This is a genomic window from Pseudomonas sp. GG8, assembly GCF_052976945.1.
On the sequence record NZ_JBRIIP010000001.1, the window covers coordinates 764355 to 790110 of the forward strand.

General features: G+C 58.6%; 29 protein-coding genes and 1 riboswitch. Of the genes, 15 read left to right on the forward strand and 14 right to left on the reverse strand.

The window, feature by feature from the left end:
- Window position 1: 1 nt before the first annotated feature.
- The 4 genes from ACVBEG_RS03795 to ACVBEG_RS03810 all read right to left on the reverse strand — a co-directional run bounded on the left by ACVBEG_RS03795 (window position 2) and on the right by ACVBEG_RS03810 (window position 3293).
- Entirely contained in the window at window positions 2-952 is a 951-nt protein-coding gene (locus ACVBEG_RS03795; protein ID WP_322177925.1) for a MerR family transcriptional regulator, read from the reverse strand.
- A 3-nt stretch (window positions 953-955) separates the two neighbouring features.
- Window positions 956-1921 carry a YbgA family protein gene (locus ACVBEG_RS03800; RefSeq protein ID WP_322177926.1) on the reverse strand — a complete coding sequence of 322 codons (966 nt, stop codon included), beginning with the start codon at window positions 1919-1921 and terminating at the stop codon, window positions 956-958.
- Window positions 1922-2094: 173 nt separating this feature from the next.
- Window positions 2095-2310 (reverse strand): TIGR02450 family Trp-rich protein, encoded by a 216-nt coding sequence (locus ACVBEG_RS03805; RefSeq protein ID WP_322177927.1) that lies wholly within the window; start codon window positions 2308-2310, stop codon window positions 2095-2097.
- Window positions 2307-3293: an NAD(P)/FAD-dependent oxidoreductase gene (locus ACVBEG_RS03810; RefSeq protein ID WP_323565616.1), complete on the reverse strand. Its 987-nt coding sequence runs from the start codon at window positions 3291-3293 to the stop codon at window positions 2307-2309. Before ACVBEG_RS03810 ends, ACVBEG_RS03805 begins: the two co-directional genes overlap by 4 nt.
- 272 nt (window positions 3294-3565) lie before the next feature.
- On the opposite strand from ACVBEG_RS03810, the gene ACVBEG_RS03815 reads away from it, so the two are divergent.
- Both ACVBEG_RS03815 and hemH read left to right on the forward strand, forming a co-directional pair.
- Window positions 3566-4468, forward strand: a complete 903-nt coding sequence (locus ACVBEG_RS03815; protein WP_322177928.1) for a TIGR01777 family oxidoreductase — start codon at window positions 3566-3568, stop codon at window positions 4466-4468.
- 13 nt (window positions 4469-4481) lie between these two features.
- Window positions 4482-5507, forward strand: a complete 1026-nt coding sequence (gene hemH / locus ACVBEG_RS03820; RefSeq protein ID WP_322177929.1) for a ferrochelatase — start codon at window positions 4482-4484, stop codon at window positions 5505-5507.
- A 113-nt stretch (window positions 5508-5620) separates the two neighbouring features.
- Here hemH and ACVBEG_RS03825 read toward each other — a convergent pair whose 3' ends face one another.
- Window positions 5621-6898 carry a uracil-xanthine permease family protein gene (locus ACVBEG_RS03825; protein ID WP_322177930.1) on the reverse strand — a complete coding sequence of 426 codons (1278 nt, stop codon included), beginning with the start codon at window positions 6896-6898 and terminating at the stop codon, window positions 5621-5623.
- Complete coding sequence (gene upp / locus ACVBEG_RS03830; RefSeq protein WP_219063502.1) at window positions 6898-7536, reverse strand: uracil phosphoribosyltransferase; 639 nt, start codon at window positions 7534-7536, stop codon at window positions 6898-6900. The genes ACVBEG_RS03825 and upp overlap by 1 nt, the downstream gene beginning before the upstream one ends.
- 163 nt (window positions 7537-7699) lie before the next feature.
- Between upp and ACVBEG_RS03835 the strand changes: the two genes are divergently transcribed.
- Window positions 7700-8257, forward strand: coding sequence for a hypoxanthine-guanine phosphoribosyltransferase (locus ACVBEG_RS03835; RefSeq protein ID WP_219063503.1), 558 nt, complete (start codon window positions 7700-7702; stop codon window positions 8255-8257).
- Window positions 8258-8259: 2 nt separating this feature from the next.
- Window positions 8260-8733, forward strand: a complete 474-nt coding sequence (locus ACVBEG_RS03840) for a WbuC family cupin fold metalloprotein (RefSeq protein ID WP_322177931.1) — start codon at window positions 8260-8262, stop codon at window positions 8731-8733.
- A gap of 37 nt (window positions 8734-8770) precedes the next feature.
- On the opposite strand, the gene dauA is transcribed toward ACVBEG_RS03840, so the two are convergent.
- The gene (gene dauA, locus ACVBEG_RS03845; protein ID WP_322177932.1) at window positions 8771-10498 is read right to left on the reverse strand and encodes a C4-dicarboxylic acid transporter DauA; all 1728 of its coding nucleotides are present in this window, start codon (window positions 10496-10498) and stop codon (window positions 8771-8773) included.
- Between the two features lie 177 nt (window positions 10499-10675).
- On the opposite strand from dauA, the gene ACVBEG_RS03850 reads away from it, so the two are divergent.
- Together ACVBEG_RS03850 and ACVBEG_RS03855 are read left to right on the forward strand one after the other, a co-directional pair.
- On the forward strand, window positions 10676-11182 hold the full coding sequence (locus ACVBEG_RS03850) for a hypothetical protein (protein ID WP_322177933.1): 507 nt from the start codon (window positions 10676-10678) through the stop codon (window positions 11180-11182).
- A 66-nt stretch (window positions 11183-11248) separates the two neighbouring features.
- Window positions 11249-11536: a PA4642 family protein gene (locus ACVBEG_RS03855; RefSeq protein ID WP_219063507.1), complete on the forward strand. Its 288-nt coding sequence runs from the start codon at window positions 11249-11251 to the stop codon at window positions 11534-11536.
- A 73-nt stretch (window positions 11537-11609) separates the two neighbouring features.
- Here ACVBEG_RS03855 and mqo read toward each other — a convergent pair whose 3' ends face one another.
- On the reverse strand, window positions 11610-13118 hold the full coding sequence (gene mqo / locus ACVBEG_RS03860; RefSeq protein ID WP_322177935.1) for a malate dehydrogenase (quinone): 1509 nt from the start codon (window positions 13116-13118) through the stop codon (window positions 11610-11612).
- Between the two features lie 52 nt (window positions 13119-13170).
- A complete protein-coding gene (locus ACVBEG_RS03865) occupies window positions 13171-13311 on the reverse strand; it encodes a hypothetical protein (protein WP_322177936.1) in 141 nt (46 codons plus the stop codon).
- Between the two features lie 782 nt (window positions 13312-14093).
- Here ACVBEG_RS03865 and ACVBEG_RS03870 point away from each other — a divergent pair.
- Window positions 14094-14678 carry a YajG family lipoprotein gene (locus tag ACVBEG_RS03870; protein ID WP_322177937.1) on the forward strand — a complete coding sequence of 195 codons (585 nt, stop codon included), beginning with the start codon at window positions 14094-14096 and terminating at the stop codon, window positions 14676-14678.
- Between the two features lie 106 nt (window positions 14679-14784).
- Here the strand turns inward: ACVBEG_RS03870 and ACVBEG_RS03875 are convergent, their stop codons facing one another.
- On the reverse strand, window positions 14785-14991 hold the full coding sequence (locus ACVBEG_RS03875) for a hypothetical protein (RefSeq protein ID WP_322177938.1): 207 nt from the start codon (window positions 14989-14991) through the stop codon (window positions 14785-14787).
- A 168-nt stretch (window positions 14992-15159) separates the two neighbouring features.
- The gene (locus ACVBEG_RS03880) at window positions 15160-16323 is read right to left on the reverse strand and encodes a 1-acyl-sn-glycerol-3-phosphate acyltransferase (RefSeq protein WP_322177939.1); all 1164 of its coding nucleotides are present in this window, start codon (window positions 16321-16323) and stop codon (window positions 15160-15162) included.
- Between the two features lie 120 nt (window positions 16324-16443).
- Here ACVBEG_RS03880 and ACVBEG_RS03885 point away from each other — a divergent pair, with 120 nt between their 5' ends.
- The 4 genes from ACVBEG_RS03885 (at window position 16444) to ACVBEG_RS03900 (ending at window position 18543) form a co-directional block, all read left to right on the forward strand.
- Window positions 16444-16626 (forward strand): CPXCG motif-containing cysteine-rich protein, encoded by a 183-nt coding sequence (locus ACVBEG_RS03885; RefSeq protein ID WP_219063513.1) that lies wholly within the window; start codon window positions 16444-16446, stop codon window positions 16624-16626.
- Window positions 16626-16886, forward strand: coding sequence for a putative signal transducing protein (locus ACVBEG_RS03890; protein WP_219063552.1), 261 nt, complete (start codon window positions 16626-16628; stop codon window positions 16884-16886). The genes ACVBEG_RS03885 and ACVBEG_RS03890 overlap by 1 nt, the downstream gene beginning before the upstream one ends.
- 86 nt (window positions 16887-16972) lie before the next feature.
- Window positions 16973-17593, forward strand: a complete 621-nt coding sequence (locus tag ACVBEG_RS03895; RefSeq protein ID WP_322177940.1) for an SOS response-associated peptidase — start codon at window positions 16973-16975, stop codon at window positions 17591-17593.
- 131 nt (window positions 17594-17724) lie between these two features.
- Entirely contained in the window at window positions 17725-18543 is an 819-nt protein-coding gene (locus tag ACVBEG_RS03900) for a M48 family metallopeptidase (protein ID WP_322177941.1), read from the forward strand.
- Window positions 18544-18595: 52 nt separating this feature from the next.
- Here ACVBEG_RS03900 and ACVBEG_RS03905 read toward each other — a convergent pair whose 3' ends face one another.
- The 3 genes from ACVBEG_RS03905 to ACVBEG_RS03915 form a co-directional block, all read right to left on the reverse strand.
- Window positions 18596-19180: a TMEM165/GDT1 family protein gene (locus ACVBEG_RS03905; protein ID WP_322177942.1), complete on the reverse strand. Its 585-nt coding sequence runs from the start codon at window positions 19178-19180 to the stop codon at window positions 18596-18598.
- Window positions 19181-19251: 71 nt separating this feature from the next.
- Window positions 19252-19389: riboswitch (yybP-ykoY riboswitch) on the reverse strand.
- 33 nt (window positions 19390-19422) lie between these two features.
- Window positions 19423-20427 (reverse strand): class I SAM-dependent methyltransferase, encoded by a 1005-nt coding sequence (locus ACVBEG_RS03910; RefSeq protein ID WP_219063517.1) that lies wholly within the window; start codon window positions 20425-20427, stop codon window positions 19423-19425.
- Between the two features lie 39 nt (window positions 20428-20466).
- Window positions 20467-21432 carry a 2-hydroxyacid dehydrogenase gene (locus ACVBEG_RS03915; RefSeq protein ID WP_322177944.1) on the reverse strand — a complete coding sequence of 322 codons (966 nt, stop codon included), beginning with the start codon at window positions 21430-21432 and terminating at the stop codon, window positions 20467-20469.
- Between the two features lie 292 nt (window positions 21433-21724).
- Here ACVBEG_RS03915 and ACVBEG_RS03920 point away from each other — a divergent pair, with 292 nt between their 5' ends.
- From ACVBEG_RS03920 to ACVBEG_RS03935, 4 genes are all read left to right on the forward strand, one after another.
- A complete protein-coding gene (locus ACVBEG_RS03920; RefSeq protein WP_323565617.1) occupies window positions 21725-22891 on the forward strand; it encodes an AMP-binding protein in 1167 nt (388 codons plus the stop codon).
- A gap of 14 nt (window positions 22892-22905) precedes the next feature.
- On the forward strand, window positions 22906-23697 hold the full coding sequence (locus ACVBEG_RS03925) for an ABC transporter ATP-binding protein (RefSeq protein ID WP_322278400.1): 792 nt from the start codon (window positions 22906-22908) through the stop codon (window positions 23695-23697).
- 76 nt (window positions 23698-23773) lie between these two features.
- Window positions 23774-24655, forward strand: coding sequence for a branched-chain amino acid ABC transporter permease (locus tag ACVBEG_RS03930; protein ID WP_322177947.1), 882 nt, complete (start codon window positions 23774-23776; stop codon window positions 24653-24655).
- Between the two features lie 11 nt (window positions 24656-24666).
- Window positions 24667-25734: a branched-chain amino acid ABC transporter permease gene (locus ACVBEG_RS03935; protein WP_322177948.1), complete on the forward strand. Its 1068-nt coding sequence runs from the start codon at window positions 24667-24669 to the stop codon at window positions 25732-25734.
- Window positions 25735-25756: the final 22 nt, after the last annotated feature.

The following is a 25756-nucleotide window of genomic DNA, read 5'->3' on the forward strand; positions in this document are numbered from 1 at the left end:
CTTAGATAAGCCCGAGTTGGTGCAGTGCGGTTTGAGCTGACAGTGGATCTTCGGCAAGCGTCAATCCGTCGATCTCAGTGGTCGATACGGACAGCTCGGCAAAATGGATGCACACCGTTGGCCCGGCCAGTAATTTGGGGCAGGCGATGTTGCCCAGCAGCTTGGGCAATTGACTGAGGTTCAGCGCCTTGCTGGAATACAGCAGCAGGGCGCGGGCCTGCAGGTATTCCACCGCGAGCGCCAATTCGCCGTTCGGCAGCGGCCAATCGAAGACCTGTACCGGGCAATCTGCGCTGCTGATCAGCCAGGCAGTCAGCCACAGGTGCGGTTCCAGTGGCAGGTCGGACTGATTGACCAGTAACAGAGGGGCGCCCTTGAGTTGGCGGTTGTTGTAGTAGATCCGTGCTCCCAACTTGCTGCGCAGCCACGAGTAGAAAAATACTCGCTCCAGTTGCGCGCCGAACTGTCCCTGCCAGCACTGTTCCAGCTCTGCCAGCAACGGCAGCAAAAGCTGCTCGCAAAGGGTGCGAGGCGGGTACAGCGCCATGGCCTGGTTGACGGTTTCGTCGACCTTGCGCTCGTCCAGTTGGCTGATCGCGTGCATCAACGCCTGGCGCAAAGTGTCCCAGTCGTTTTCAGGGTTGTTCGCGACCGGCTGATGAGTGTCGAGCAGGTGTTTGACCTGGCTGACCGATACGCCACGGTTGAGCCATGTCAAAATCTTCAGGATGCGTTGCACATGTTCGGCCGAATACAGGCGATGACCTTTAGGCGTGCGCTGTGGCACTACCAGTCCGTAGCGCCGTTCCCATGCGCGCAGGGTGACGGCGTTGACCCCGGTTTGTCGGGCGACTTCACGGATCGGCAACCAGCCTTGTTTCAGCGCCAATGCGTAGGCATCGGGCCCGGATTCCGGGGCATTGTCGAGTGCCTCGCAGCTAGAATCGTTCATGGGTTAGATCGCATTTCGCAGGCTGAGATTTTCCGGGTGCGGTTGCAGGTAAATCTGCTGGGCCACGTACGGGTCGGGGTTTTGGCGCAAGTGGTGCTTGAGCAAGGTCAAGGGCACCACCAACGGCACGACGCCTCGGCGATATTGAGCAATCAGGCGCTGCATTTCCTGGCTGTCCCCAGCGCTCATGGTTTTTTTGAAATAACCGTTGAGGTGCTGCAGGACATTGGTGTGGGTGCCACGGGTGGCGCATTTTTTCAGCGCGCTCATCAACTCGCTGAAGTAGCGCGGGCCGACTTCATTCGGATCGGCTTTGGCCATGGAACCGAGCATCTTCCCAAGCACTCTGTACTGCGCCGGGTGGTTGGCCATCAGTTGGTATTTGTAGCGTGAGTGGAATTCGGTCAGCCCGCGACGGGTCAGCCCGTTACGCAGCAAGGCTTGCCAGTCGGCGTAGGCAAATACGCGGGTGATGAAGTTTTCTCGCAGCACTGGGTCATTGAGGCGACCGTCTTCTTCCACCGGCAGATTCGGGTGCCGAGCGCAAAAAGCCTGGGCATAAATCCCGCGACCACCGTCTGTTGCCGGTACGCCGTTGTCCTGGTAGACCTTGACCCGCTCCAGGCCGCATGAGGGGGACTTTTGCATAAAAATGTAGCCGCAGATGTCGTCCATTTCGGTCGCCATGTGCGTGCCGTAATCTGCCAGCGCCTGGGTCACGTTCAATTCGCTGTGCACGCTGCCGACCGCCTGCGGATTAGCGGGGTCACCGATCAGGCGAATGGCTTCGCGGGGAATGCCCATGCCGATGGCCACTTCCGGGCAGGCCGGTACGAAGTCGAAATACTCAGTCAGGCTTCGGGTGCATAGGTGCGATTCTTTGTGGCCGCCGTTAAAACGCACTTCGACGCCCATCAGGCAGGCGCTGACACCGAGCTTCGGTTTGTGGATGGCGGGGGTGCTGGTCATAACGAACCTCTGAGCTGGACTTGTACAGATACTGTTTTCTGTACAACTTAAGTCCATCATAGGTTCGTGGTTGTACAAGTCAAATTATTTGTACAGGAGTTGTCACGAATTGGCAGGAAGAGGGCTTCCGTGACGAGGTCAGGCGAGGGTGAGGAGAGGTGTTTGGCGCGGAGCTACTTCCAGCCGAGGCACCAGGCTTCAGTGTTTTGCAGGGTTTGCCAGGGAAAGCGCTCACTGCGCTGGGTGAGCACGGCTTGCAATTCGATATCCAGCACGTTGCCTTCTTCGTCGCAGAACAGTTCGGTGACCAGAAAATGCTTTTCACGGTGTTGAGGATGGGCTGCTGTCCACTTGGACAGCAGCAATTTACGCGGATTGAGACGGTTCATTCCAGATGCTCGATCAGCCGGCGCGCGGCTTCTTGACCGCTGAGCCATGCACCTTCGACGCGGCCCGACAGGCACCAGTCGCCACACACATACAAACCCAGATCCGAGTCGGACAATGCGCCCCATTCGTGGGCCGTTGCCGGGCGTGCGTACAACCAGCGGTGTGCCAGGGTGAACGCGGGGGCGGGCATGGCGCAGTCGACCAGCTCAGCGAAGGCTCCGTGTAATTGTTCGATCACGGCTTCCTTCGGCATGTCTAGGTGCTGCTTGCTCCAGGCGCTGGTGGCATGTAACACCCAGGTGTCGAGTGCGCTGTCACGTCCCGGTTTACTGCGGTTGCGGGCCAGCCAGTCAAGCGCGCTGTCCTGCACGAAACAGCCCTCCATCGGGGTTTGCAGGGGGGGGGCGAACGCCAGTGCCACGGCCCAGGTCGGCTCCATTTGCACACCGGCCGCGACGCCAGCAAGTTTCGGCGCGGCCGCCAGCAAGGTTGTCGCTTGCGGTGCGGGCGTGGCGATGACCACATGGCTGAAGGGGCCGTAGGTAATGCCGTCGGCGTCCTGCAGATTCCAGTGTTCTTCGCCGCGAAAGACTTCAGTGATCCGGCAAGAGAAGGTGACCGGCATATCGCCGCGCATGGCTCGGGTAATCGCACTCATGCGCGGGGTGCCGACCCAGCGCACTTGTTCATCCGGCGACGGGCTGAGCTTGCCTGCGTGGTAGTTGTAGAGCAATGGCTTCCATTCAGCGACATGGCCTTTGGTTTGCCATTGCTGAACCGCGTCGAGGAAGCGGCGGTCGCGAGCAGTGAAATACTGCGCGCCCAAGTCCAGAGACCCCGCATCGCTGCGCTTGCTCGACATTCGGCCGCCACTGCCGTGGCTTTTATCGAAAAGATGAACCGGATGCCCGGCGGCGTGCAGGGCTTGGGCGGCAGAGAGTCCGGCGATGCCGGTGCCGATGATTGCGATGGGTACAGTCATAGGGGCCTCGTTTACCTTGTCTGTACAGACTACGCCGTAGTTAAAACCTGTACAATATTGTTTTTTGGTATAACTTGCTGCCTTGGGCTGATCGTACGGCTCGACAGCTTGAGTCTGGCGCCCTGATGGGTTTTTTCAACTACCCGAACGGGTCATGCAGCCTCACCGCTTTCAGGGGTAGCCTATTGTTAGGTCAACGGCGCCGAGTAAAAGCGCCGGGGTGTCATTAATAGACTAACGATTTGCGACGAACGCCACGCGAGGGAGATGTCATGCACATATTGCTGACCGGCGGTACTGGTTTGATAGGACGTCAACTCTGCAAGCACTGGCGGGCTCAAGGTCATCAGCTCACTGTCTGGAGTCGAAGGCCTGAAGAGGTCGGTAAACTCTGCGGCGATTCGGTCCGCGGCATTGCGCGTCTTGACGAGGTGGGTGCCGAACCGGTTGATGCGGTGATCAATCTGGCAGGCGAGCCGATTGCCGACAGGCCCTGGACCCGCAAGCGCAAGTTACTGCTGTTGAGCAGTCGCATCGGCCTCACAGAACAACTGCTCGCCTGGCTGGAGAGGCGCGAACAAAAACCGCAGGTGTTGATTTCTGGCTCGGCGGTGGGCTGGTATGGCGATGGTGGCGAGCGTGAGCTGGACGAAGACGCGCAGCCAGTCATCCGGGATTTTGCCAGCCAGTTGTGCGAAAGCTGGGAAGAGACCGCGCAACGTGCGGAAGAGCTGGGCATCCGTGTGGTGATTGTGCGCACGGGGTTGGTGTTGGCCAATCCCGGTGGTTTTTTGCAGCGCCTGTTGCTGCCGTTCAAACTCGGTCTGGGCGGGCCCATCGGTAATGGTCGGCAATGGATGTCGTGGATTCATTTGCGCGATCAAGTTGCGCTAATTGACTTTCTGTTGAATCAGCCTGACGCACGAGGTCCTTATAATGCCTGCGCGCCGCACCCGGTACGTAATCGCGAATTCGCCAAGACGCTGGCTGGCGTGCTGCACCGCCCAGCGTTCATGCCATTGCCGGCCCCTGTGTTACGCGTGCTGATGGGCGAAATGTCCGAGATGTTGCTGGGTGGTCAGCGCGTGCACCCCTTGCGATTGCAAGCGGCAGGTTTCACTTTCCAATTCACTGATCTGCACGCGGCCCTGGATAATTTGCTGGGTCGCCACTGAAATAGGATGTTGCATGACCGATCACGCGCTGTTGCTGGTCAATCTGGGTTCACCGGCGTCGACCAAGGTGGCGGATGTCCGCAGCTACCTGAATCAATTTTTGATGGACCCCTATGTTATTGACCTGGCTTGGCCTATTCGGCGCTTGCTGGTGTCACTGATCCTGGTCAAGCGCCCCGAGCAGTCGGCGCATGCCTACGCCTCGATCTGGTGGGATGAAGGTTCGCCGCTGGTGGTGCTGAGCCAGCGTTTGCAAAAAGCCATGGTCAAGGAGTGGACCCAAGGCACGGTCGAGCTGGCGATGCGGTATGGCGAGCCGTCAATCGAGACGACGCTCACGCGCCTGGCGGCCCAGGGTATTCATAAGGTGACGCTGGCGCCGCTGTATCCGCAGTTTGCCGACAGCACCGTGACCACGGTGATCGAAGAGGCAAAGCGGGTCGTGCGGGCGAAACACCTGAAGCTACAGTTTTCGGTGCTGCAACCTTTTTACGACCAACCCGAATATATTGAGGCGCTGGCGGAACATGTCCGGCCGCATTTGCAGCAGGAACATGACCATCTTTTGTTGAGCTTCCACGGCCTGCCAGAGCGGCATCTGCACAAGCTTGATCCGACGGGCAATCATTGTTTCAAGGGCTCTGATTGCTGCCAGACGGCGTCTGCAGAAGTGCTTGCCACATGCTATCGCGCTCAGTGCCTGCGCACGGCTGCACTGTTCGCTGAGCGTTTGGGCTTGCCCGAAGGCAAATGGTCGGTGTCGTTTCAGTCACGGCTGGGCCGGGCCAAGTGGATCGAACCGTATACCGAGGCACGACTTGAAGCCTTGGCTCAGCAGGGGGTCAAGAAGATTCTGGTGATGTGCCCGGCGTTTGTCGCTGACTGCATTGAGACGCTGGAAGAAATCGGTGACCGTGGTCGCGAGCAATTTCGCGAAGCCGGTGGTGACGACTTGGTCCTGATCCCTTGCCTCAATGATGATCCTGACTGGGCCTCGGCGCTGAATACGCTGTGTGAGCGGGCGCCATTGATGCTTTGATGGGGGTGTGAGGGGCAAGATTTTTGCGGAGGATGTGAAAACTTCAGGCTCGATCCCGTGTGCAGGAACAAGGGCTGTGCCTGGCACAGCCCTTGTGGGAACGAAGCGAAAAACTAAAGCATCTCCTCCAGCTTCTTCTTGTGCTTCCAGCTGTCATTGCCTGGCAGCAACAGGTTCAGCGCAATCGCGACCACGGCACACAGGGCAATGCCCTTGAGGCCGAAGTCGTCGGGGCCAGAGCCTGTACCAATCAATACCCCGCCGATACCAAACACCAGCGTCACCGAGACAATCACCAGATTTCGCGCTTCGGCCAGGTCGACTTTGTGCCGGATCAGGGTGTTCATCCCCACCGCCGCGATTGAGCCGAACAGCAGGCAGAGAATCCCGCCCATCACCGGAATCGGGATGCTTTGTAGCAACGCACCGAACTTGCCGATGAAGGCCAGGCTGATGGCGAATATCGCCGCCCAAGTCATGATCTTCGGGTTGTAGTTCTTGGTCAGCATCACCGCGCCCGTGACTTCGGCGTAGGTGGTGTTCGGAGGTCCGCCAAACAGGCCGGCCGCCGTGGTCGCAATACCATCACCGAGCAGGGTGCGATGCAGGCCTGGCGTTTTCAGGTAGTCGCGCCCGGTCACGCTGCCGACCGCAATCACTCCGCCGATATGCTCGATGGCCGGTGCCAGTGCGACCGGAACGATGAACAGAATCGCCTGCCAGTTGAATTCCGGTGCGGTGAAATGGGGAAGTGCCAACCAAGGGGCTGCGGCAATTTTCGCGGTATCGACCACACCGAAGTAGAACGCCAGAGCAAAGCCGACCAGGACCCCGGAAATAATCGGCACCAGACGGAAAATCCCTTTGCCGAACACCGCGACGATCACGGTGGTCAGCAGGGCTGGCATCGAGATCAACATCGCGGTGCGATAAGGGATCAGTTCCGCGCCGTCACCGCCTTTGCCCATGGCCATGTTCGCGGCAATCGGCGCCATGGCCAGACCAATCGAGATGATCACCGGACCGATCACCACCGGCGGCAACAGGCGGTCGATAAAACCGGTGCCTTTGACCTTCACTGCCAGGCCCAGGAAGGTGTAAACGAAGCCCGCCGCCATCACGCCGCCCATGGTCGCCGCCAGGCCGAACTGACCCTTGGCGAGAATGATCGGGGTGATAAAGGCGAAGCTCGATGCCAGGAATACGGGCACCTGACGTCGGGTGACGATCTGGAACAGCAGTGTGCCAAGCCCGGCGGTGAACAATGCCACGTTAGGATCGAGCCCGGTGATCAGTGGCATCAAGACCAATGCACCGAAGGCCACAAACAGCATTTGTGCCCCCGACAGAACCGTACGCCAGAGCGGATCGTTGAACTCATCCGGCTTCATCAGGCGTCCTTCTGCTTGGTACCGAATATCTTGTCGCCGGCATCGCCCAGGCCCGGAATGATGTAGCCGTGTTCGTTCAGGCATTGATCGATGGACGCGGTGTAGATCATCACGTCAGGGTGCGCTTTATCCACGGCAGCGATGCCCTCTGGTGCGGCAACCAGGACCATGGCGCGGATTTCCTTGCAGCCCGCTTTTTTCAGCAGGTCGATGGCGGCGATCATGGAGCTGCCGGTGGCCAGCATCGGGTCGATGATCATCGCCAGACGCTCGTTGATTTCCGGGACCAGCTTTTCCAGATAGGTATGCGCTTGCAGAGTCTCTTCGTTGCGGGCCAGGCCCACGGCGCTGACCTTGGCGCCCGGAATCAGGCTGAGTACCCCGTCGAGCATGCCGATGCCGGCGCGCAGGATCGGTACCACCGTGATTTTTTTGCCAGCGATTTTCTCGACCTGCACAGTGCCGGCCCACCCCTGGATTTCGTAGTTTTCCAGCGGCAGGTCTTTGGTCGCCTCGTAGGTGAGTAGCGCACCGACTTCCTGAGCAAGCTCGCGGAAGTTCTTCGTGCTAATGTCAGCCCGGCGCATAAGGCCGAGTTTGTGGCGGATCAGCGGATGGCGGATCTCACGGATAGGCATAAGGAAAGGCTCCGGCGTGGGGCAAAAAAAACGGCCTAGATTAATCTATTCAACGGTGACTGTCCTAAGACATCCGGAACGTTAGTCCAGAAGTGCTTGCTCTGACCGAAACGGATGCGTACCTTTGCCCGCTTTTATTCCACCGCACCCCTTGGAGAGCGCTATGTCTGCTGATCTCGAGCATATCCGTCAAATCATGCGCGAGGCTGACTGCCTTTACACAGAAGCTGAAGTCGAAGTCGCCATCGCTCGTGTCGGTGCGCAGATCAATGCCCAGCTGGCCGACAGCAATCCCGTGGTGTTCTGCGTGATGAACGGCGGCCTGATTTTTTCTGGCAAGCTGTTGACCCATCTGAACTTCCCGCTGGAAGCGTCTTACCTGCATGCCACCCGCTATCGCAACGAAACCACCGGCGGCGACCTTTTCTGGAAAGCCAAGCCGGAAGTCTCGTTCATGGACCGCGATGTGTTGATCATTGATGACATCCTCGACGAAGGTCATACCCTCGGCGCGATCGTGGATTTCTGCAAGCACGCCGGTGCGCGCGCTGTGCATACCGCCGTGTTGATCGACAAGGATCACGACCGCAAGGCGCGCGCTGACCTGAAAGCCGATTTCGTCGGTCTGCCGTGCATCGACCGCTACATCTTCGGTTACGGCATGGATTACAAAGGTTACTGGCGTAACGCGGCTGGCATCTATGCGGTTAAAGGAATGTAATGATGAGCGCTCCGCGTTTTCTCGACCAGTCGCTGTTTGCCGATCTCGCCGAGAAAGCGGCGGCGAGTCCGCGTGGCCGGCAGCACCACAATTTCCATCAGATGGAAGAGCCGTGTCACCGCATGGCGGTGGGGATGCAGCCAGGTACTTACATTCCGCCACATCGCCATCTGAGTGCCGACAAGGCTGAATGTTTGTTGGTGCTCAAGGGTGCGCTGGGCCTGTTGGTGTTCGATGAGGACGGCCAATTGCTGAGCAAACGGCTGATGCAGGCGGGCGGCGATTGCGTGGGTGTGGATTTGCCTCCGGGCGTTTTTCACGGTTTGGTCGTGCTGGCGCCGGACACCCTGATGTTTGAATGCAAAGCCGGTCCCTATCGTCCGGTCAGCGAAGCCGAGCTTGCACAGTGGGCTCCGCGCGAAGGCGAGGCGGGGGTGGCCGAGTATCACGCCTGGATGCGTGCGCAGTTCGAGTAGCGGCAGCGTGTCTGATACACACACACACACACATGATCTATCGCACGTCATCCTGACCCAGCCAGCGCAACGCTTTTACTCGCGCTTGTTGCAGGTCGCGCACGTAAGCCAGTTGCCCTTCAAGCCGATGCACGCCGGCCCGGCGTAATTTCAAGCGCACCCTCGGCGTGGTCCCGACCAGGATCAGGCCGACCCCTGCACTGCGGTATTCAACCAACACGCTGTCCAGCGCTGCCAGTGCAGTCATATCGAGCATGGGCACCGCGCTCATTTCCACTACCACGACCTTGACCCCCGAGCTGAACTTACGCAGCACGCTGAGGGCTTTTTCCGCCGCGCCGAAGAACAACGGCCCGCGAATCGCGTAGCTCTGCACCTGGTCGGGCATGTCGTGCAACGCTTGGTGGTAGCTGCGCGGCAGTTCCGCAGTGTCGGTCAGATCGCTCATGCGCTTGATAAACAGCCCAGCCGCCATGAGCAGCCCGACCCCGACCGCCAGCACCATGTCGAACAGCACCGTCAGGCTCAAGCAGGTCAGCAGTACCCATACATCGCTACGTGGCGCTATGCGCAGGGTATGGATGACGTGACGGGCTTCGGCCATGTTCCAGGCCACCATCACCAGCAACGCGGCCATTGCCGCCATGGGCAGGTAGCTGAACAGCGGCGCCAACAGGACAATCGCGACCAGCACCACGGCGCTGTGAATGATCGCCGCTATGGGTGAAAACGCACCGGCGCGGATGCTGGCCGCACTGCGGGCGATGGCCGCCGTGGCGGTGATCCCGCCGAACAACGGGCCAACCAGATTGCCCAGGCCTTGGCCGATCAGCTCGGCATTGGGGTCGTGTTTACTGCCTGTCATACCATCGGCGACCACCGCGCATAGCAGTGACTCCATCGCGCCAAGCATCGCGATGGCAAACGCCGGGGCCATCAGTTGGCGGATCAAATCATAGGACAGGGTCAGCGATTGCCCATCGGCGGCGGGCAGGTTCCACGGCCAGGTGAAGGTCGGCAGGAACGGCGGAATGCCGGCATGACTGATGCCATCGACGCTATAGCTGAAGCGTTCACCAAGGGTTGCGACTGACCAGCCCGCTGCCTCCATGAGCAATCCCAGCAGCGCGCCTACCGCCAGTGCAACCAGGTGCCCCGGGACTTTCGGCACCCAGCGTGGCCAGACGATCAGGACTGCCAGGCACACCGCGCCTACCACCGCATCGCCTAAGTGAGCGCTGGGCAGCGACTGGAGTAGCACGCCTACTTGCTCGACATAGTGCTGCGGCTGGCTGCTGAGGGTCAGACCGAGTAAGTCTTTGAGCTGCAAGGTTGCGATCACAATCCCGATCCCGGCGGTAAAACCTAGGGTGACTGGGTAGGGGATGTATTGAATCAGCCGACCTGCGCGGATCAGGCCAAGCGTGATCAGGATCAGTCCGGCAAGCATTGTGCACAGCAACAGGCCGCCGAGTCCGTACTGCTGGGTGATGGGCAGCAAAATCACCACGAAGGCTGCGGTCGGTCCGCTGACGTTGAACCGCGAGCCGCCCGTCAAGGCGATCAACGGGGCGGCCACCAGCACGGTATACAGCCCATATTGGGGGGCGACGCCCACGGCAATGGCCAAGGCCATCGCCAGAGGAATGGCGATAACCCCTACCGTCAGGCCGGCGCTGAGGTCGCCGCGCAAGGCTATCCATGAGTATCCGGCACGCCAGGTTTGGCGCCAGGCAGAAAAAACGGGCGGCAATGAGAAAGACATGGCAACTCCAGCAGTGAGCGCATCGGTCCGCTCGGTTGATTCATTATATTTATTCGTACAGCCACTAATGGTTTCAGTCAGACCCCATTCAAGTATGGGCTCGGTACGGGCAGTGCGCCTTGATCCGTATCACCGAGCCTCATGCTAGAGTGCTCTCCAGCTTTTTGGGGAGTCAACATGACCTTAGTAATCCGTAGTGCAGCAGCCTTGATGCTTTCGCTCAGCCTGCCGCTGGCTGCCGCGCCGAGCCAGAGCCCTGGCATCTCCACACCCATGCACGCGTACTATTTGCCGCCTGATGATCTGGCGGTGCGCGAGGGTAATCCGGAACAGCAACAATTGCTGCAAATCACTGAATACTCGGTGGTAATTGGCAGTCAGCGCCAGTCCAATCAGCAGCCGATACCGGTGACCTTTCCAGTGTTACTGCGTTTGAAGGGCAAGCCAATGAACAAAGGCGCCACCGTGTCCGAGGTGCTGATTCACTTCGACGGTGAAAGTAAAAGCCTGAAGAAGCCTGCCTTCGATGACCATACCCGTACCTTGACTCTGTATTACCCAATGGCTGAGTACCGGGCAGTGCTCGATCTGTTGCGCAACGAGAAGGTGTATTGCCAGTTTTTGAGCTACGCCAATGGGCATGTATGGGCCGATCTGCACACCATGGCCGTACGCGCGCGTTGAGCGTTACGGTGGGCGAGAGGTAAACTGCCTGCCCGTGAAATATCCGCAAGTCAGTTGGAGTCAGCAATGCGTAAAGATAAGAAGCAGTTGATTGGTGATGAGATCGGCGATGCGCAGATCAAATTGTTCCTCGACTTCGAACCGGTCGATGCAACTTCACCGTCGCTGCACAAGCTGATCAAGGCGTACCGAGGCCTGCGGATCAATGATTTCGAACGTTTCCTGGTGTTCTTCCTCGAAGCCGGTTACGACCTCGATGGCAAAGATGAGCACGGCAAGGATTTCATCGCGCTTATTGCAGACCAGCGTCATGCCGATGAATACATCGAGTTGATCGAAAAAGCTCGCGGCTGAGACGGACACGTCAGGCCATAAAAAAACGCCCCGAAGGGCGTTTTTTTATGGGCGGTGGAGACAGCGCGTTACCTTAAGCGAAGCTTTTGGTCTCGCTGCTCTTCTCTACCAACTCCAGGCTTTCATTGGTCTGGGCGTTGATGCGCTGATACAGCTGCGCGTCGGTTTCCAGAGCCTTTTCCCGAGCCGGGAAAATTTCGTTGAGCTTGGCGGCCCATTCGTTGCGAGCCTTGTCCGCGAAGCAGCGTTCGATCAAATCGAGCATGATCGACACAGTTACCGAGGCACCTGGGGAGGCGCCGAGCAGGGCAGCCAGAGAACCGTCTTTGGCCGAAACCAGTTCGGTACCAAATTGCAGGACGCCGCCTTTTTTCGGGTCTTTCTTGATGATCTGCACGCGCTGACCAGCTACTTCCAGGCGCCAGTCTTCAGCCTTGGCTTCAGGGTAGAAGCGACGCAGCGCTGCAAGACGTTGCTCCATCGACTGCATCACTTCGCTGACCAGGTATTTGGTCAGGTCCATGTTGTCGCGCGCCACGGCCAGCATCGGACCGATGTTGGCGGCGCGAACCGACAGTGGCAGGTCAAGGAACGAGCCGTGCTTGAGGAACTTGGTGGTGAAGCCGGCGTATGGCCCGAACAGCAGAGAGGTCTTGCCATCGACGACACGGGTGTCGAGGTGCGGCACCGACATCGGCGGTGAACCCACGGCGGCCTGGCTGTAGACCTTGGCCTGGTGGCGCTTGACCACTTCCGGGTTGTCGCAACGCAGCCATTGACCACTGACCGGGAAACCACCGAAACCTTTGCTTTCTTCGATGCCTGACATCTGCAGCAACGGCAGCGCCGCGCCACCTGCGCCAAGGAACACGAATTTGGCATCGACTTCGCGGGTATTGCCGGTGTTGACGTCCTTGATGCTTACGCTCCAGCCCTGACCCTTGCGGCTCAGACCGGTAACGCGCTTGCAGTATTTAACCTGGGCGTCCGGGGTGCTGGACAGGTGCTTGAGCAACTGATTGGTCAAGGCGCCGAAGTTGACGTCGGTGCCTTGCATCACGCGGGTGGCGGCGATCCGCTCGTCAGCAGGGCGCCCCGGCATCATCAAAGGCATCCACTCGGCCAGTTTGGCCTTGTCTTCGGTGTATTCCATGGCAGTGAAAGCATGATGCTTGTGCATGGCTTCAAAGCGGTGCTTCAGGAACGCGACGCCTGCTTCACCCTGGACGTAGCTCAGATGCGGAACCGGGGTGATAAAGGACTTCGAGGAGCCGAATGTGCCTTTCTTGGCCAAGTAGGACCAGAATTCCTTCGATACCTCGAACTGGGTGTTGATGTGCACCGCTTTCTTGATGTCGACGGAGCCATCGGCCGCTTGCGGCGTGTAGTTCAGCTCACATAGCCCTGCGTGGCCGGTACCGGCGTTGTTCCACGGGTTTGAACTCTCCGCGGCACCAGAATCCATCAGCTCAACGACTTCCAGCGTAAGGCTGGGGTCGAGCTCTTTAAGCAGTACTGCAAGGGTGGCACTCATGATGCCTGCCCCAACCAATACCACATCGACTGCTTCGTTATGCGCCATTAACGCGTCTCCAAAATCTGCAGAACCAAATTGACGGCATACGATCCTGAGGTCAGCTGCCAAGTGTTTGCGGGGCGTGTATCCGAAAATGCCCCTGGTAACTCATGGCCAGGATCGCCATGTCCGATTCTTCGCAATTTTTTGCATCTTCAGCGGACACCGCCAATCGGGCTTTGAATTCGTATGAACTCATTTTCAGGCTCGGTTAGCAATTCGACTATCGTCAAGGCGTCCGGTTGTGCAACCAAATCCGTAGCGGACAGGCTTCAGACTCCAGTCATGGAGGCTGCGCAGCAGTCAGTCCTGTTCAAGGGGGCTGGGTCAGACATTAATGGTGCATCTACAAACGCAAAACTATTCATTTGCTCGCCACACTCTTGTGAAGTAGTGAAAACCCGTTTTTTTCACGCTCTTTTGGAGACGTGAACCTCAAAAAAGAACTGACGCAATGGCAGTTCCGGCAGATCGGATGCAGGCAAGGGTGAGAGGCTGGACGGCGAGAAAGGTTCGAAGCGATTCGAGCTATTCGACACCGGACCAGCAAGCACTGCGCTTGCAAACGACCTGTGTGGGCGGCTCTCTGTGGGCGGTGCGGGGGAGCTAATACAGGGTATTAGCGATGCTGCGAGGCCCGATCAGGAGACGTCCTTATAATCGGGGGAAGATTATAGCGATGAAACGTGCGGAATTGATCTTATTAACTGACTTTTATTAGCGCGTCAGTCGGTTCGCAAGGAGATGGCGGTTACCGGAGTGTGCAGCGTGCGGGCTGATACGCAGGCTGGCGAGGCTCCTGTCGAGTGAGCAGGGAAAGATTGCCCAAAGGACGTGACATCTCGGTAACACTTTCGTGGCGAAGGTATGTCACAAGGAACTGTACCCTGTCATCCCGGGTCCTATTTTCGACTAGTGAGCGGGCCGTTGGCGCCGCTATACTGCGGCTATCTATTGTGTCTGGCCCCTGGAGAGATGAGCATGTTGCATCGCCTGTTGTTCGGTTTGCTTGCTGTTGGCAGTTTGACCCTGGTCGGCTGTGCCCACAGCCCGCAACAACTTAGCCCGCAACCCAAACTCACCAGCCAACTCGCTGCGGTGGGTCATGGTCAGCCGGTCGTGGTTCGCGTCGTCGATGGTCGCCCATCGCCAACCTTGGGAACCCGTGGTGGTCTTTACCCGGAAACCAGCGCCATCAGCGTCCAGGGTTCTGACTTGCTGCCTAAACTGCAAGCTCAGACCGAAGCCGCTGTACGTTTGCTGGGCTTTACCCCGACGTCCAACGGCGGCAACGCACCGCAGTTGACGGTGACTTTGGTGGATCTGAAGTACCAATCGCCCAAAGAAGGTCTGTACGTGACCGAAGCGACCATCAGCTCGACGTTCCGTGCTGACGTGCAAAACAACGGCCGTAGCTACAGTGGTCGGTATGCCGCTTCGCTGGACCAGCGTTTCGGCATGGCGCCGAACCAGGAAACCAATACCAAGCTTGTCGGTGATGTGCTCAGCGATGCGCTGACACGGCTGTTTCAGGATCAAACCATCGGCAGGGTGCTGGGCGAGTAATACGGTCTGTTCGCCGCATTCACGCCGTGCACAAAAAAACCGATTTCTTTAATGAGAAATCGGTTTTTTTTGGTCTGTCTGGCGGACACCCATCTTCTGTAACCGGTCATGCGGCTTCGTGATAGAAATCCAGAAAGCTCAAGCCCGTCCGCTGATCCAGATCAGGCAGGTCATGGTGCTGATGGCCCCCCAGCGCGCAGTAAACCAGCCAGTGGCGGTCTTGCACATTGAATGACAGCGCATCGATCAGCGCTTCCTGTTCGTCGCTCTGGGTAATCAGATATAGCCGATCCTGATTCTGTGCATGCAGCATGACAAGGTCTCTTTAGGTGTCGAGGTGCAACACAGTGGCGGGTTAAGGTTACGGTTAGGTGACCGGGGCAAAATGAGCGGGCAGATGGATCGTCATCCGTCCCTGTATCCTGGAAAAATGGCAAAAAAAATGGCGCCCGAAGAGGCGCCATTTTTATGATTCGGGAGTTTAAAGCGCCCGTCCGGCCTTGACCCGATACTGATTGCGCACAGGCATTGCGTATTGCAACACCAGATACGGACGGTGTTCGACAGGGCAGCTCTCCAGACGGCGTTGCCACTCTTCCTTGGCGCGGGCCAGTTCGTCAGCGGAAAACACCTTGGCGGCACTGGGTACATCCAGCGTCGGATCGGCATCCGCCCATTGCGCGTACGCTAGGTAATGTGCCGGAAACAGGCGATAACCGCCGAGGATCTGCTTGTCCATTTCAATCGCCAACTGCTTGGTGTCTTCGAACACCCCGCTGATCGGTGTGGCGAAGTTCACATGCACCCGGCCTTTATAGCCCGTGATGCCCAACGCGATGCTGACATCATCCTCGCCCGGCGCCTTGGTGTAGCTGCCGGTAGTGGCGCGGATATACAGTTCGCGGGCCTTGGCGTGATCGCATGGGTCATATTCGTAGCTGATCGACACCGGCGTCAGGTTCAACGACTTGATCACCTCGGTGAACGGCTCGTCCTTGCGGCTCATGTGGAACATCTTGAGGATGGCCGATTCGGTGCGATCGTCGCCATCCTTGGCGCGACCTTCAGCCTGGGCGATCCAGATCGATTGGCAGTCATCGCGGATCGAATGATTGATATAGGCCGACAGTTGCAGGTACGCCGCCATCTTTTCCCTGCGCCCGGTGATGGAACGGTGCACGATGAAGCACTTGTTCAGGCGCATCAGGTCGCTGACGAAGGGCTTCTGCAGCAGGTTGTCACCGATGGCGATGCGCGGCGTTGGCAGGCCCGCGTGATACACCGCATAGTTGACGAAGGCCGGGTCCATTGCGATGTCGCGGTGGTTGGCCAGGAACAGATAGGCGCTGCCGGACTTGAACTGCTCGACACCTGTGTAGGTCACACCGTCGGTAGCCCGCTCGATGGTGTGATCGACGTAAACCTCGACTTTGTCCTGCAGCGAGGCCACCGAATGGACCTCGGCGAACTCGCGACGTAGCCGATGCGCAATGAGAGGCTTCAGCATCCAGCCAAATGCGCCCGCCATGCGAGGGAAGCGAAAGTGGGTGAGTGTTTTAAGAAGTGCCTTATCACTGAGCAGGCGTGCAATGACGGCTGGGACTTCGGCGTCGTTGTAAGGTCGGATGGCATCGAATTCGCCCATCATGCTCTCTTGTTGGAAACGGCTAGGGTAAAGGCAGGCCGGTCTGAAAAATGCGATCAGACCACAAGCCATGCTTCAAATAGACGGCGATTATACGCATAACTCACCCCGGAGACTTCGATGCAGGAAATAGAGCGTTATGACTGCCCTTACTGTGGAGAGTCGGTTGAGGCCGTGCTGGATTTATCTGGCGGTGATCAGTCCTATATCGAGGATTGCCCGGTGTGTTGCCGACCGATTGTGTTCGATTTGCAGACGGACGGCGAAGAATGGACCCTGGACGTGCGCAGCGAGAATGAATGATGCAAAGAGTCTACGAGCCGGAAAACTTGATGGAAGGCGAATTGCTGCAAGGCATGCTTGCCAGTGAAGGCGTCGAAGCGCATTTGACGGGGCGTGACTTGCTTGGCGGCGTGGGCGAGCTCCCGGTTTTTGGTCTGTTAGGGCTGTCGGTGGACAATGATCAGGCCGAACAGGCACGGCTGTTGATCGCCGAGTACAATGCGGCACTGCCGCTGTCGGGTGATGAACCTGACAATTTTCCTGACGTACTGGAGTGTTGACGTGCGTTTGGCCCTGCTTTCAACCGCCGGCTTTTAAAGCCTGCGTCTGAAAAAGGGTTTTTCAAAAAAGAGAGTGTGTTGCCCTTATGTGTGGACGTTATGCCCTGTTTCGCTGGACGCCCGCATTTGCGGCCTTGCCTGGTTTTCCTGCTGACCAAAAGGCGCAATGGAACATCTCGCCGGGCGACTCGGTGCTGATGCTGCGCGGCGGGGACACTCAGCGCGAACTGGCACGTGCACGTTGGGGGCTGACACCGCCATGGTTGACCGACCTTTCCCGAACGCCTGCTCACGCCCGCGCCGAAACCCTGGGCGAACAACCGATGTTTCGCGAAGCTTTCCGGCTGCGCCGCTGTCTGTTGCCGGCCAATGGTTTCTACGAATGGCGTGGCACCACGCGCAAGCGGCCGTTCTGGCTGACGCCGGGGGAGGGCTCTGCGCTGTTTTTTGCTGCGATTTGGGAGGCTTACCCGGTAGAAGGCCACACGTACCTGAGTGTCGCCGTCGTCACACAGGCGGCAGCCAGTCAGCGGCGCCCGCTGATCCTTGATGCGGCCGGGCAGGAAGCCTGGCTGGCTGCGGATACACCAACGTCTACCCTGCAAGCATTGCTCGCCAGCCCCCAGACGGCGCTGCGTGAACGAGCACTGGCTAACCTGGTGAACGATCCAAAACTGAACGCGCCGGAATGCCTGACACCGCTTTGAACTGAAGACGCTTCGCAGGCAAGCCTGCGATCATCTGCGGACGCTATCTACAAGTGTGGCAACTGGCTTGTATCTAGCTTCGCGGCGGGACATTGCCTAGGATACCGGCCATGTTTCCAGGGAGATCCACCATGCGTCAGTCATTTGCTCTGTGTGCCTTGAGCGCGAGCTTGTTGCTCAGCGGTTGCCAGTCCGTCAATACCACCAGCGGCGGTGCGGTGGGAGTCGAGCGCAAGCAGTACATGTTCAGCATGCTGTCGACCCAAGAGGTCAATCAGATGTATGCGCAGTCTTATCAACAGACGGTAGGCGAGGCCAGCACCAAAGGTGTGCTGGATAAAACCAGTGCCGACGCAAAACGGGTGAAAGCGATTGCTGATCGGCTGATTGCCCAGGCGCCGATTTTTCGCCCTGATTCGGCGCAGTGGCAGTGGGAAATCAATCTGATCAAAAGCGATGAGCTCAATGCCAACTGCGGGCCCGGTGGCAAAATCATTTTCTACACCGGGTTGATCGACAAGCTGCAGCTGACTGACGATGAAATCGCTGCGGTCATGGGGCATGAAATTGCTCACGCCTTGCGCGAGCATGGGCGTGAAGCGATGTCCAAGGCCTATGGTATTGAGATGGCCAAGCAGGGCGCGGGCGCGTTATTGGGATTGAGTCAGGACAGTCTTGCATTGGCCGATACGGTGGTGAATTACAGCCTGACCTTGCCTAATAGCCGCAGCAATGAAAATGAAGCGGATTTGATTGGGCTGGAGCTGGCGGCGCGCGCTGGTTATAACCCCAATGCCGCCATCAGCCTGTGGCAGAAAATGACCCAGAACACCGGAGGTTCACCGCCGGAATTCATGAGCACTCACCCCGCCTCGGAAAGCCGCATCGCATCACTGCAAAGCGCCATCCCGAAGGTAATGCCACTTTATCAACAGGCTAAAAAACCCTGAGTGGATAGGATCGTCAGTGACGATCCTGCCCCTCTGATCTTGAAGATGTCGTTTAAACCCAGCCACTCACCTGCATTGCCTTGTACACCGCAACGATGGCCAGGACAAAAAACGCGCAGGCTGCCAAGCGACGGATCAACGTGAGGGGGAGCTTTTCAGCCGCGAAGTTGCCTGCCAGTACCACTGGGACGTTGGCGATCAGCATGCCCAGTGTGGTGCCGAGAATCACCAGCCACAGGTAGGAATACTGGGCGGCGAGCATCACGGTGGCGATTTGGGTCTTGTCGCCGATTTCAGCGATGAAAAACGTGATCAGCGTGGTCACGAACGGCCCGAACTTGCGCGCTGTGCTGCCTTCGTCTTCATCCATTTTGTCGGGTACCAGGGTCCACAGCGCGGTGGCGGTGAAGCTGGCGGCCAGAATCCAGTGCAGGGTGGCGTTCGAGAAGAAACTCCCGAACCAGGCCCCGACGGCGCCTGCTGCGGCGTGGTTGGCCAGGGTGGCGACGATGATGCCGGCGATGATCGGCCAAGGCTTGCGAAAGCGCGCAGCGAGAATCAGGGCGAGGAGTTGGGTCTTGTCACCGATTTCGGCCAAGGCGACAACAGCGGTGGGGACGAGCAGGGATTCCAGCATCAGGTTTTTCCTAAGGGGCGGGTCGACACGGCTATGACACGTACAGCCTTCCCGCCCCGGGTAAGGTGTTCGTGTCATAGGTCTTGTCAAACCACCGATCCGACTGAGCGGATCTGGGTCGCACGCACCATGGTCTGTTGACCAAGTATGTTGATACGTGCCGGACGAGCATGGCGCTCGTGGGAGACTACTCCCCTAGGACGGAGCGGATTCTGCCTACACCGACAGCGTTCGGCAAGTGCTTATTTTTTTTCGCGTTTGGCGCGATAGACACGAAAGCCTTGCCCTTGTGCCTTCACCGCACACACGCCCAGATGCTCTTCGATCAGAGGCTGATAGCGAAGGAAGGCATTGGCGACCAAGCGGAGTTCGCCTCCATTTTTTAGATGCTGGCGTGCTTTTCGCAGCAAGTTCTCGGTTGCCAGGTAGTCGGTATGCACCCCGACGTGGAACGGAGGATTACTCAAAATAGTGCTCAAACCCATGGGCGCAGCGTCGATGCCGTCACCGGTCAACACTTCACCCTCCAGGCCATTGGCGGCCAGAGTCAGGCGGCTGCTGGCGGTGGCAAAGGCATCGACATCCAGTAGCGTGACATTGTTATGCGGGTAGCGACGCTTGACCGCAGCCCCCAACACCCCGGCGCCACACCCGAAGTCGAGCACCTCGCCACTGGGCAGTTTATCCAGATGCTGCAGGAGCAGTGCCGAACCGCGATCCAGTCGACCATGGCTGAAGACGCCGGGCAGACTGACCACTGTGAGCGGGCCGTCTTCCAGATCGACTTCATAGCGTTGGGCCATGCTTTCCAGGGTCACCGCTTGCGGTGCGTTCTCGACAGTCACCAGCCAAAGCTGGCAGTGCCGGGCGCTGTCGACTTTGCGGGGTTTGCCGAAGGGGCTCAATTGTTTGGCCGCTGCTTCGATGCCGCTGCGTTTTTCGCCGACCAGGTACAGCTCGCGTCCAGCCAGGCGCGATGCGAGGGCGTTCAATACATAATCAGTCAGGTCGCGGGCTTTGGGCACAAACAGCACAGCGGTTTCAAACGCCTGCTCTGGCACATTGACCCCAAAGTGGCAGCGGCCTTCGAAACGCGCGTCCAGCACCGCTTGATCGCCAGCATGCCAGCACCAGCCATGGGCATTCGGCAATTTCCCGAGCAGATCGTCTGCAGGCAGCCCGGCCAGGAGCACGGAGCCCTGAAACAATTCGGCCTGACGGAGTAACACTTCACTGCGCGGGTCCATCTTTGGCTCCTGAAAAGTGGCGAAGTCTAACAGAGCTTGTCAGCTCACGACCCGTCGAGGTGTGCCGGCGAAAAATGCCTGAGCGTTTTCGCTGAGTTGGCCGACGATCCGTTGCCGGGCTTCACGACTTCCCCAGGCGTTGTGCGGGGTGACGATCAAGCGCGGAATGTCGCCAGCCAACAGCGGATTGCCGTTCACCGGCGGTTCGACGGTCAGTACATCCGTCGCTGCACCACCCAGATGGCCATTGCGCAAGGCGTCGGCGAGCGCTTGTTCGTCAATCAGGCCACCGCGTGCGGTGTTGATCACGAATGCGTGGGGTTTGAGCAGGCCGAGTTCATAGGCGCCGATCATGTTACGGGTGTGTTCGTTGAGCGGGCAGTGCAGGGTCAATGCGTCGACTTGCGGCAGCAGCTCCTGCAACGGCACACGGTCATCGCGTTCGGGGCGGCCGGGTATCTGCCCCAACAGTACACGCATGCCAAAGGCTTCGGCCAGCTTCGCGACTGCGCCGCCTAGTTCGCCATAACCCAGCATGCCGAGGGTTTTGCCTTCCAGCTCGACGATAGGGAAATCCAGCAGGCAGAACTGTTTTGCGTGCTGCCAGCCCCCATGCTGCACCGCGTTTTGATAGTCCGGCAGGCGGGTCGCCAGCGCGAGCAGCAGCATCAGTGTGTGCTGCGCCACGGAGGCAGTTCCATATCCCTGGCAGTTGCTGACTACAACTCCATGTTTACGGGCTGCAATCAGGTCGACATTGTTGGTGCCCGTGGCGGAAATCAGCACCAGCTTCAAATCGGGACACGCGGCGAACGTGCCGGCATCGATCATGATTTTGTTGGTAATCGCTACCTGCGCGCCTTGCAGGCGTTCGATCACCTGTTGCGGTGTGCTGGTGGTGTGCAACTGCAAATCGCCGAAGTGTTCACGCAGCTCGCTGAGGTCAAGATCACCCAGGTCCAGAGACGTATGGTCGAGGAAAACTGCTTTGTGATGATTGCTCATGGGATGAGGCGCCTTATCGAAAATATAAGGTCCAGCCCGAAATGGCTGGAGGCACTGGAAAGGTATCAATTTCTGGTATCTGACGCGACCGTCTGGGTGAGGTGTCCGTATTCGGCGGGACACGCAACTGTTCGGCTGCAAACAGTCTCGCAACAGCTTGTGCAGTGAGAAGCACAGCTGGATATTTCTAAATACTTATAACTCATTGTTTTTCATTGATATTTGTCTTTGGCACGGTTGCTGCTCTATCGCTGTGGAGGGTGCTGAGTCGGCACGTGGGCGGGGAAAGGCAATGTCTGAGTTCATGGAAAATAGGGAGACGGTTCCCACCACGCTTCCAGAGTGGCTGTTGTTGCAAGCAGGGCAACAACCGGCAGGTATCGCTTTGCGCCATAAACATTTGGGTGTGTGGCAAGTGCGCAGTTGGTCTCAGGTCGCCACACAGGTGCTCAGTCTTGCCACGGCTTTGCACCTGCGCGGTTTTACCTCGGGTGCAACGCTGACACTGCTAAGCCGGCCACGGCCCGAAGCCTTGCTGGCGACGTTGGCTGCTCAGTGGCTCGGCGGCGTGGCCGCGCTGCTCGACCCACTGGATGCTGCATCAGAGCAAATAGCCTTGCTGGAGCAACTGCAACCCGACTTTATCTTTGCCGAAGGGCTGGAAGAACTTCAGCGGGTGGACGCCGCGCACCTGGCCCCGCAATTGGTGTTCTATGCCGACGGCCGCACGGTCACAGGCAACGCCGATGGACAGGGCAGGTGGGTCGCCTACGCAAGTCTGGTGGGGCAAGTGCCCAATCTGGAGTTACCGACTCGAGGGCATTCTCAGCACACGGCTTTTGCATTTTATCGACGCGCTGAGGGCGGCACGCTTGAGCAGCAGCGGATCAGCCATGCCGAACTGTTGAATGAGGGGCGGCATCTGGTTGATGTTCAGCAGTTGGGTATTCATGAGGAAGCATTGGCCGCCAGGGCGTTCGCCGTGGGTGGGCAAGCACGCTATCTACTGGCCCCCTGGCTGATTGCAGGTTTCCGTTTGAATTTTCCGGAGAGCTTGGCCACTCGGGATAACGACCGTCGCGAACTGGGGCCGACCCTGGTGGCGGGCACCCGCGAAACTTATGGTCGCCTGCATGCGCTGGTCTTGACCCGGTTGCCGCCCGTGGGCAGTTGGCAGCGGCATCTGGTCGAGTGGGCGCTGGCCAGCAGGCCGGGTGTTGTCCGCCGAGTGCTGGGCGATTGGTTGATCCGCAGACCGTTGCGCGATGTCCTCGGCTTTAGCCGTACGCACGCCGCGCTGCTGGTGGGTGACGCGTTACCGGAAAACACCAAAGCATTCTTTGCATTGCTGGGTATCAACATCCAGGGCTGGCCAGACCCGGGTCAATGGCAACCCCGGCCCCGAGCGTCAGCAGAGCGGGTCGATGGATGGATTAATCACGGCCCGCAATTGGCCTGATCAGGAGCACGACGATGTCTCAGGCTACTCGCGCAGTACCGCGGCCTTTGCTGGAACTGGAACATATTTCCCTGTCGTTCAAGGGTGTTAAAGCCATCACCGATATCAGCTTCGCCGTCGCCCCCGGTGAAATCTGTGCCTTGATCGGCCCCAATGGTGCCGGCAAGAGCTCGCTGCTCAATGTCATCAATGGTGTTTATCAGGCACAGGAGGGGCGAATCAGTTTCAACGGTGAAGTTCACCGCCGCATGCACCCGCACGCCGCCGCGCAACGAGGCATTGCCCGGACATTTCAGAACATTGCGCTGTTCAAGGGGATGAGTGTTCTCGACAACGTGCTGAGCGGTCGCAATCTCAAACGCCGCAGCACTTGGGTGGAACAAGCACTGCGCTTAGGGCGTGCTGCGGCTGAAGACGACCGCCAGCGTGAAGCCGCCGAGCAAGTGATCGAGTTTCTGCGGATACACGCCTGGCGTGACGCGATCGTTGGCAAGTTGCCTTACGGCTTGCAAAAGCGTGTCGAGCTGGGTCGTGCATTGGCCGCTGAACCCACGCTCCTGCTGTTGGACGAGCCCATGGCCGGGATGAACGCCGAAGAGAAGCAGGAAATGAGTCGCTTCATCGTCGACATCAACCGGGAGTTTGGCACCACCGTGGTTCTGATTGAGCACGATATCGGCGTCGTGATGGGCATCTCGGACCATGTGGTGGTGCTCGACTACGGCAGCAAGATCGGCGATGGCACCCCTGAGGTGGTACGCCGTGACCCCAAGGTAATCGCCGCGTATCTCGGCACTCGACACTGACATCCAGGCAAGAGTCGGCCCCTCGAATGACCCGGGGAGCAGGGCAACGTATGCACCGAACAACAGGTGATTGAGCATGGAATTTTTCTTCGAAGTACTGATCGGGGGGCTGCTGGCAGGGGTGATGTACTCGCTGGTGGCCATTGGTTTCGTCCTGATCTACAAAGCCTCGGGCGTATTCAATTTCGCCCAGGGAGCCATGGTGCTGTTTGCTGCGCTGACGTTTGTCAGCCTGGTCGAGCGCGGCATTCCGTTTTGGCTGGCGTTTGTTATCTGCCTGGCGGTGATGGTGGTGCTGGCGCTGTTGGTCGAGCGGATCGTGTTACGGCCTTTGGTCAATCGACCGCCGATCATTCTGTTCATGGCCACGCTAGGCCTGTCTTACGTCATTGAGGGTTTCGCCCAGTCGCTCTGGGGCTCTCAAGTGCATGGCCTGGAGCTGGGCATCAGCGACGAGCCTCTGGAAATCAAAGGCATGCTCCTCTCGCAGTTCGATCTTTTCGCCTCCGCTACCGCCGCCCTTTTGGTGGTGGTGCTCTCGGTCATGTTCAACAAAACGCGAGTCGGTTTATCGCTGCGTGCAGTCGCTGACGATCCGCTGGCAGCCCTGGCGGTAGGGGTGAAGCTGCCACGTATCTGGGCATTGGTCTGGTCGGTGGCCGGTTTTGTCGGGCTGGTTGCCGGACTGCTGTGGGGAGCGCGCCTGGGGGTCCAGTTCTCGCTCTCCCTGATCGTTCTCAAAGCGTTGCCGGTGTTGATCATCGGCGGCTTTTCCTCCATCAGCGGCGCGATCATCGGCGGCCTGATCATTGGTGCGTCGGAGAAGTTGGCAGAAGTGTATCTGGGCCCCGTTATCGGGGGTGGTCTCGAGAACTGGTTTCCCTATGTGCTGGCCTTGCTGTTCTTGCTGGTGCGCCCAGCCGGACTGTTTGGCGAACGTGCCATCGAGCGGGTTTAAGGAGAACACATATGTTCTATAAAGAAGCCGGCCAGTTCAGCACGACCTATGCGGCGGACCGTCGTGTGTTTCGTCTCAGGCAGGACCGTTATGGGCTGGTCCTGCTATTGGCCTTTGCGTTTATCGGTGTGCCCTTCATCGGCAACGACTATTGGTTCAGTGCCATTCTCATTCCATTTCTGGTGCTGTCCCTGGCCGGACTGGGTCTCAACCTGTTGACGGGCTATGCCGGCCAATTGTCGCTGGGGTCAGCGGCCTTCATGGCCGTCGGTGCGTTCGCCACTTACAATTTTGAACTGCGCGTATCGGGTCTGCCGCTGCTGGTCAGCATCGCGCTGGGCGGTGTAGCCGCCGCACTGGTCGCGGTCGTGTTTGGATTGCCCAGTTTGCGGATCAAAGGTTTTTACCTGCTGGTGTCGACCCTGGCCGCACAGTTTTTTGTGGAATGGGTGCTGACCAAGTTCGATTGGCTCTCCAATAACAACGCGTCCGGGGTCATCACTGCGCCGCCGCTGAACCTCCTGGGTATCGATTTCAGTACGCCGGTCGGCCGTTATCTGCTGACTCTGGGCATCGTGGTCGCGATGTTCTGGCTGGGTAAAAACCTGGCGCGCAGTGAGCTGGGGCGCAACTGGATGGCGGTACGGGACATGGACACTGCCGCAGCAGTGATCGGTATTCCCATCCTCAAGAGCAAATTGCTGGCCTTTGCCATCAGCGGGTTTTTCCTCGGCATCGCCGGTTCGCTGTGGGCGTTTACGTACCTGGGAACGGTCGAGCCCCACGGCTTTGATCTGAACCGGTCGTTCCAGATTTTGTTCATCATCATTATCGGCGGACTGGGCAGCATTCTCGGAAACCTGCTGGGTGCTGCTTTTATCGTCTTGTTCCCGGTGCTGCTCTCCAACCTTGTCAGCTTGCTCCCGGTAGGCCTGATCGATTCCGGGCAGCTGGAAAATGCTCAGAAAATGATTTTTGGCGCATTGATTATCGTCTTTCTGATCAAAGAACCCGAGGGCCTGGCGCGCCTCTGGCAACGATTTCGCGAGCGCGCACGGCTCTGGCCGCTGCGCTACTGAGTGAACCCCGCGTGACCGGACG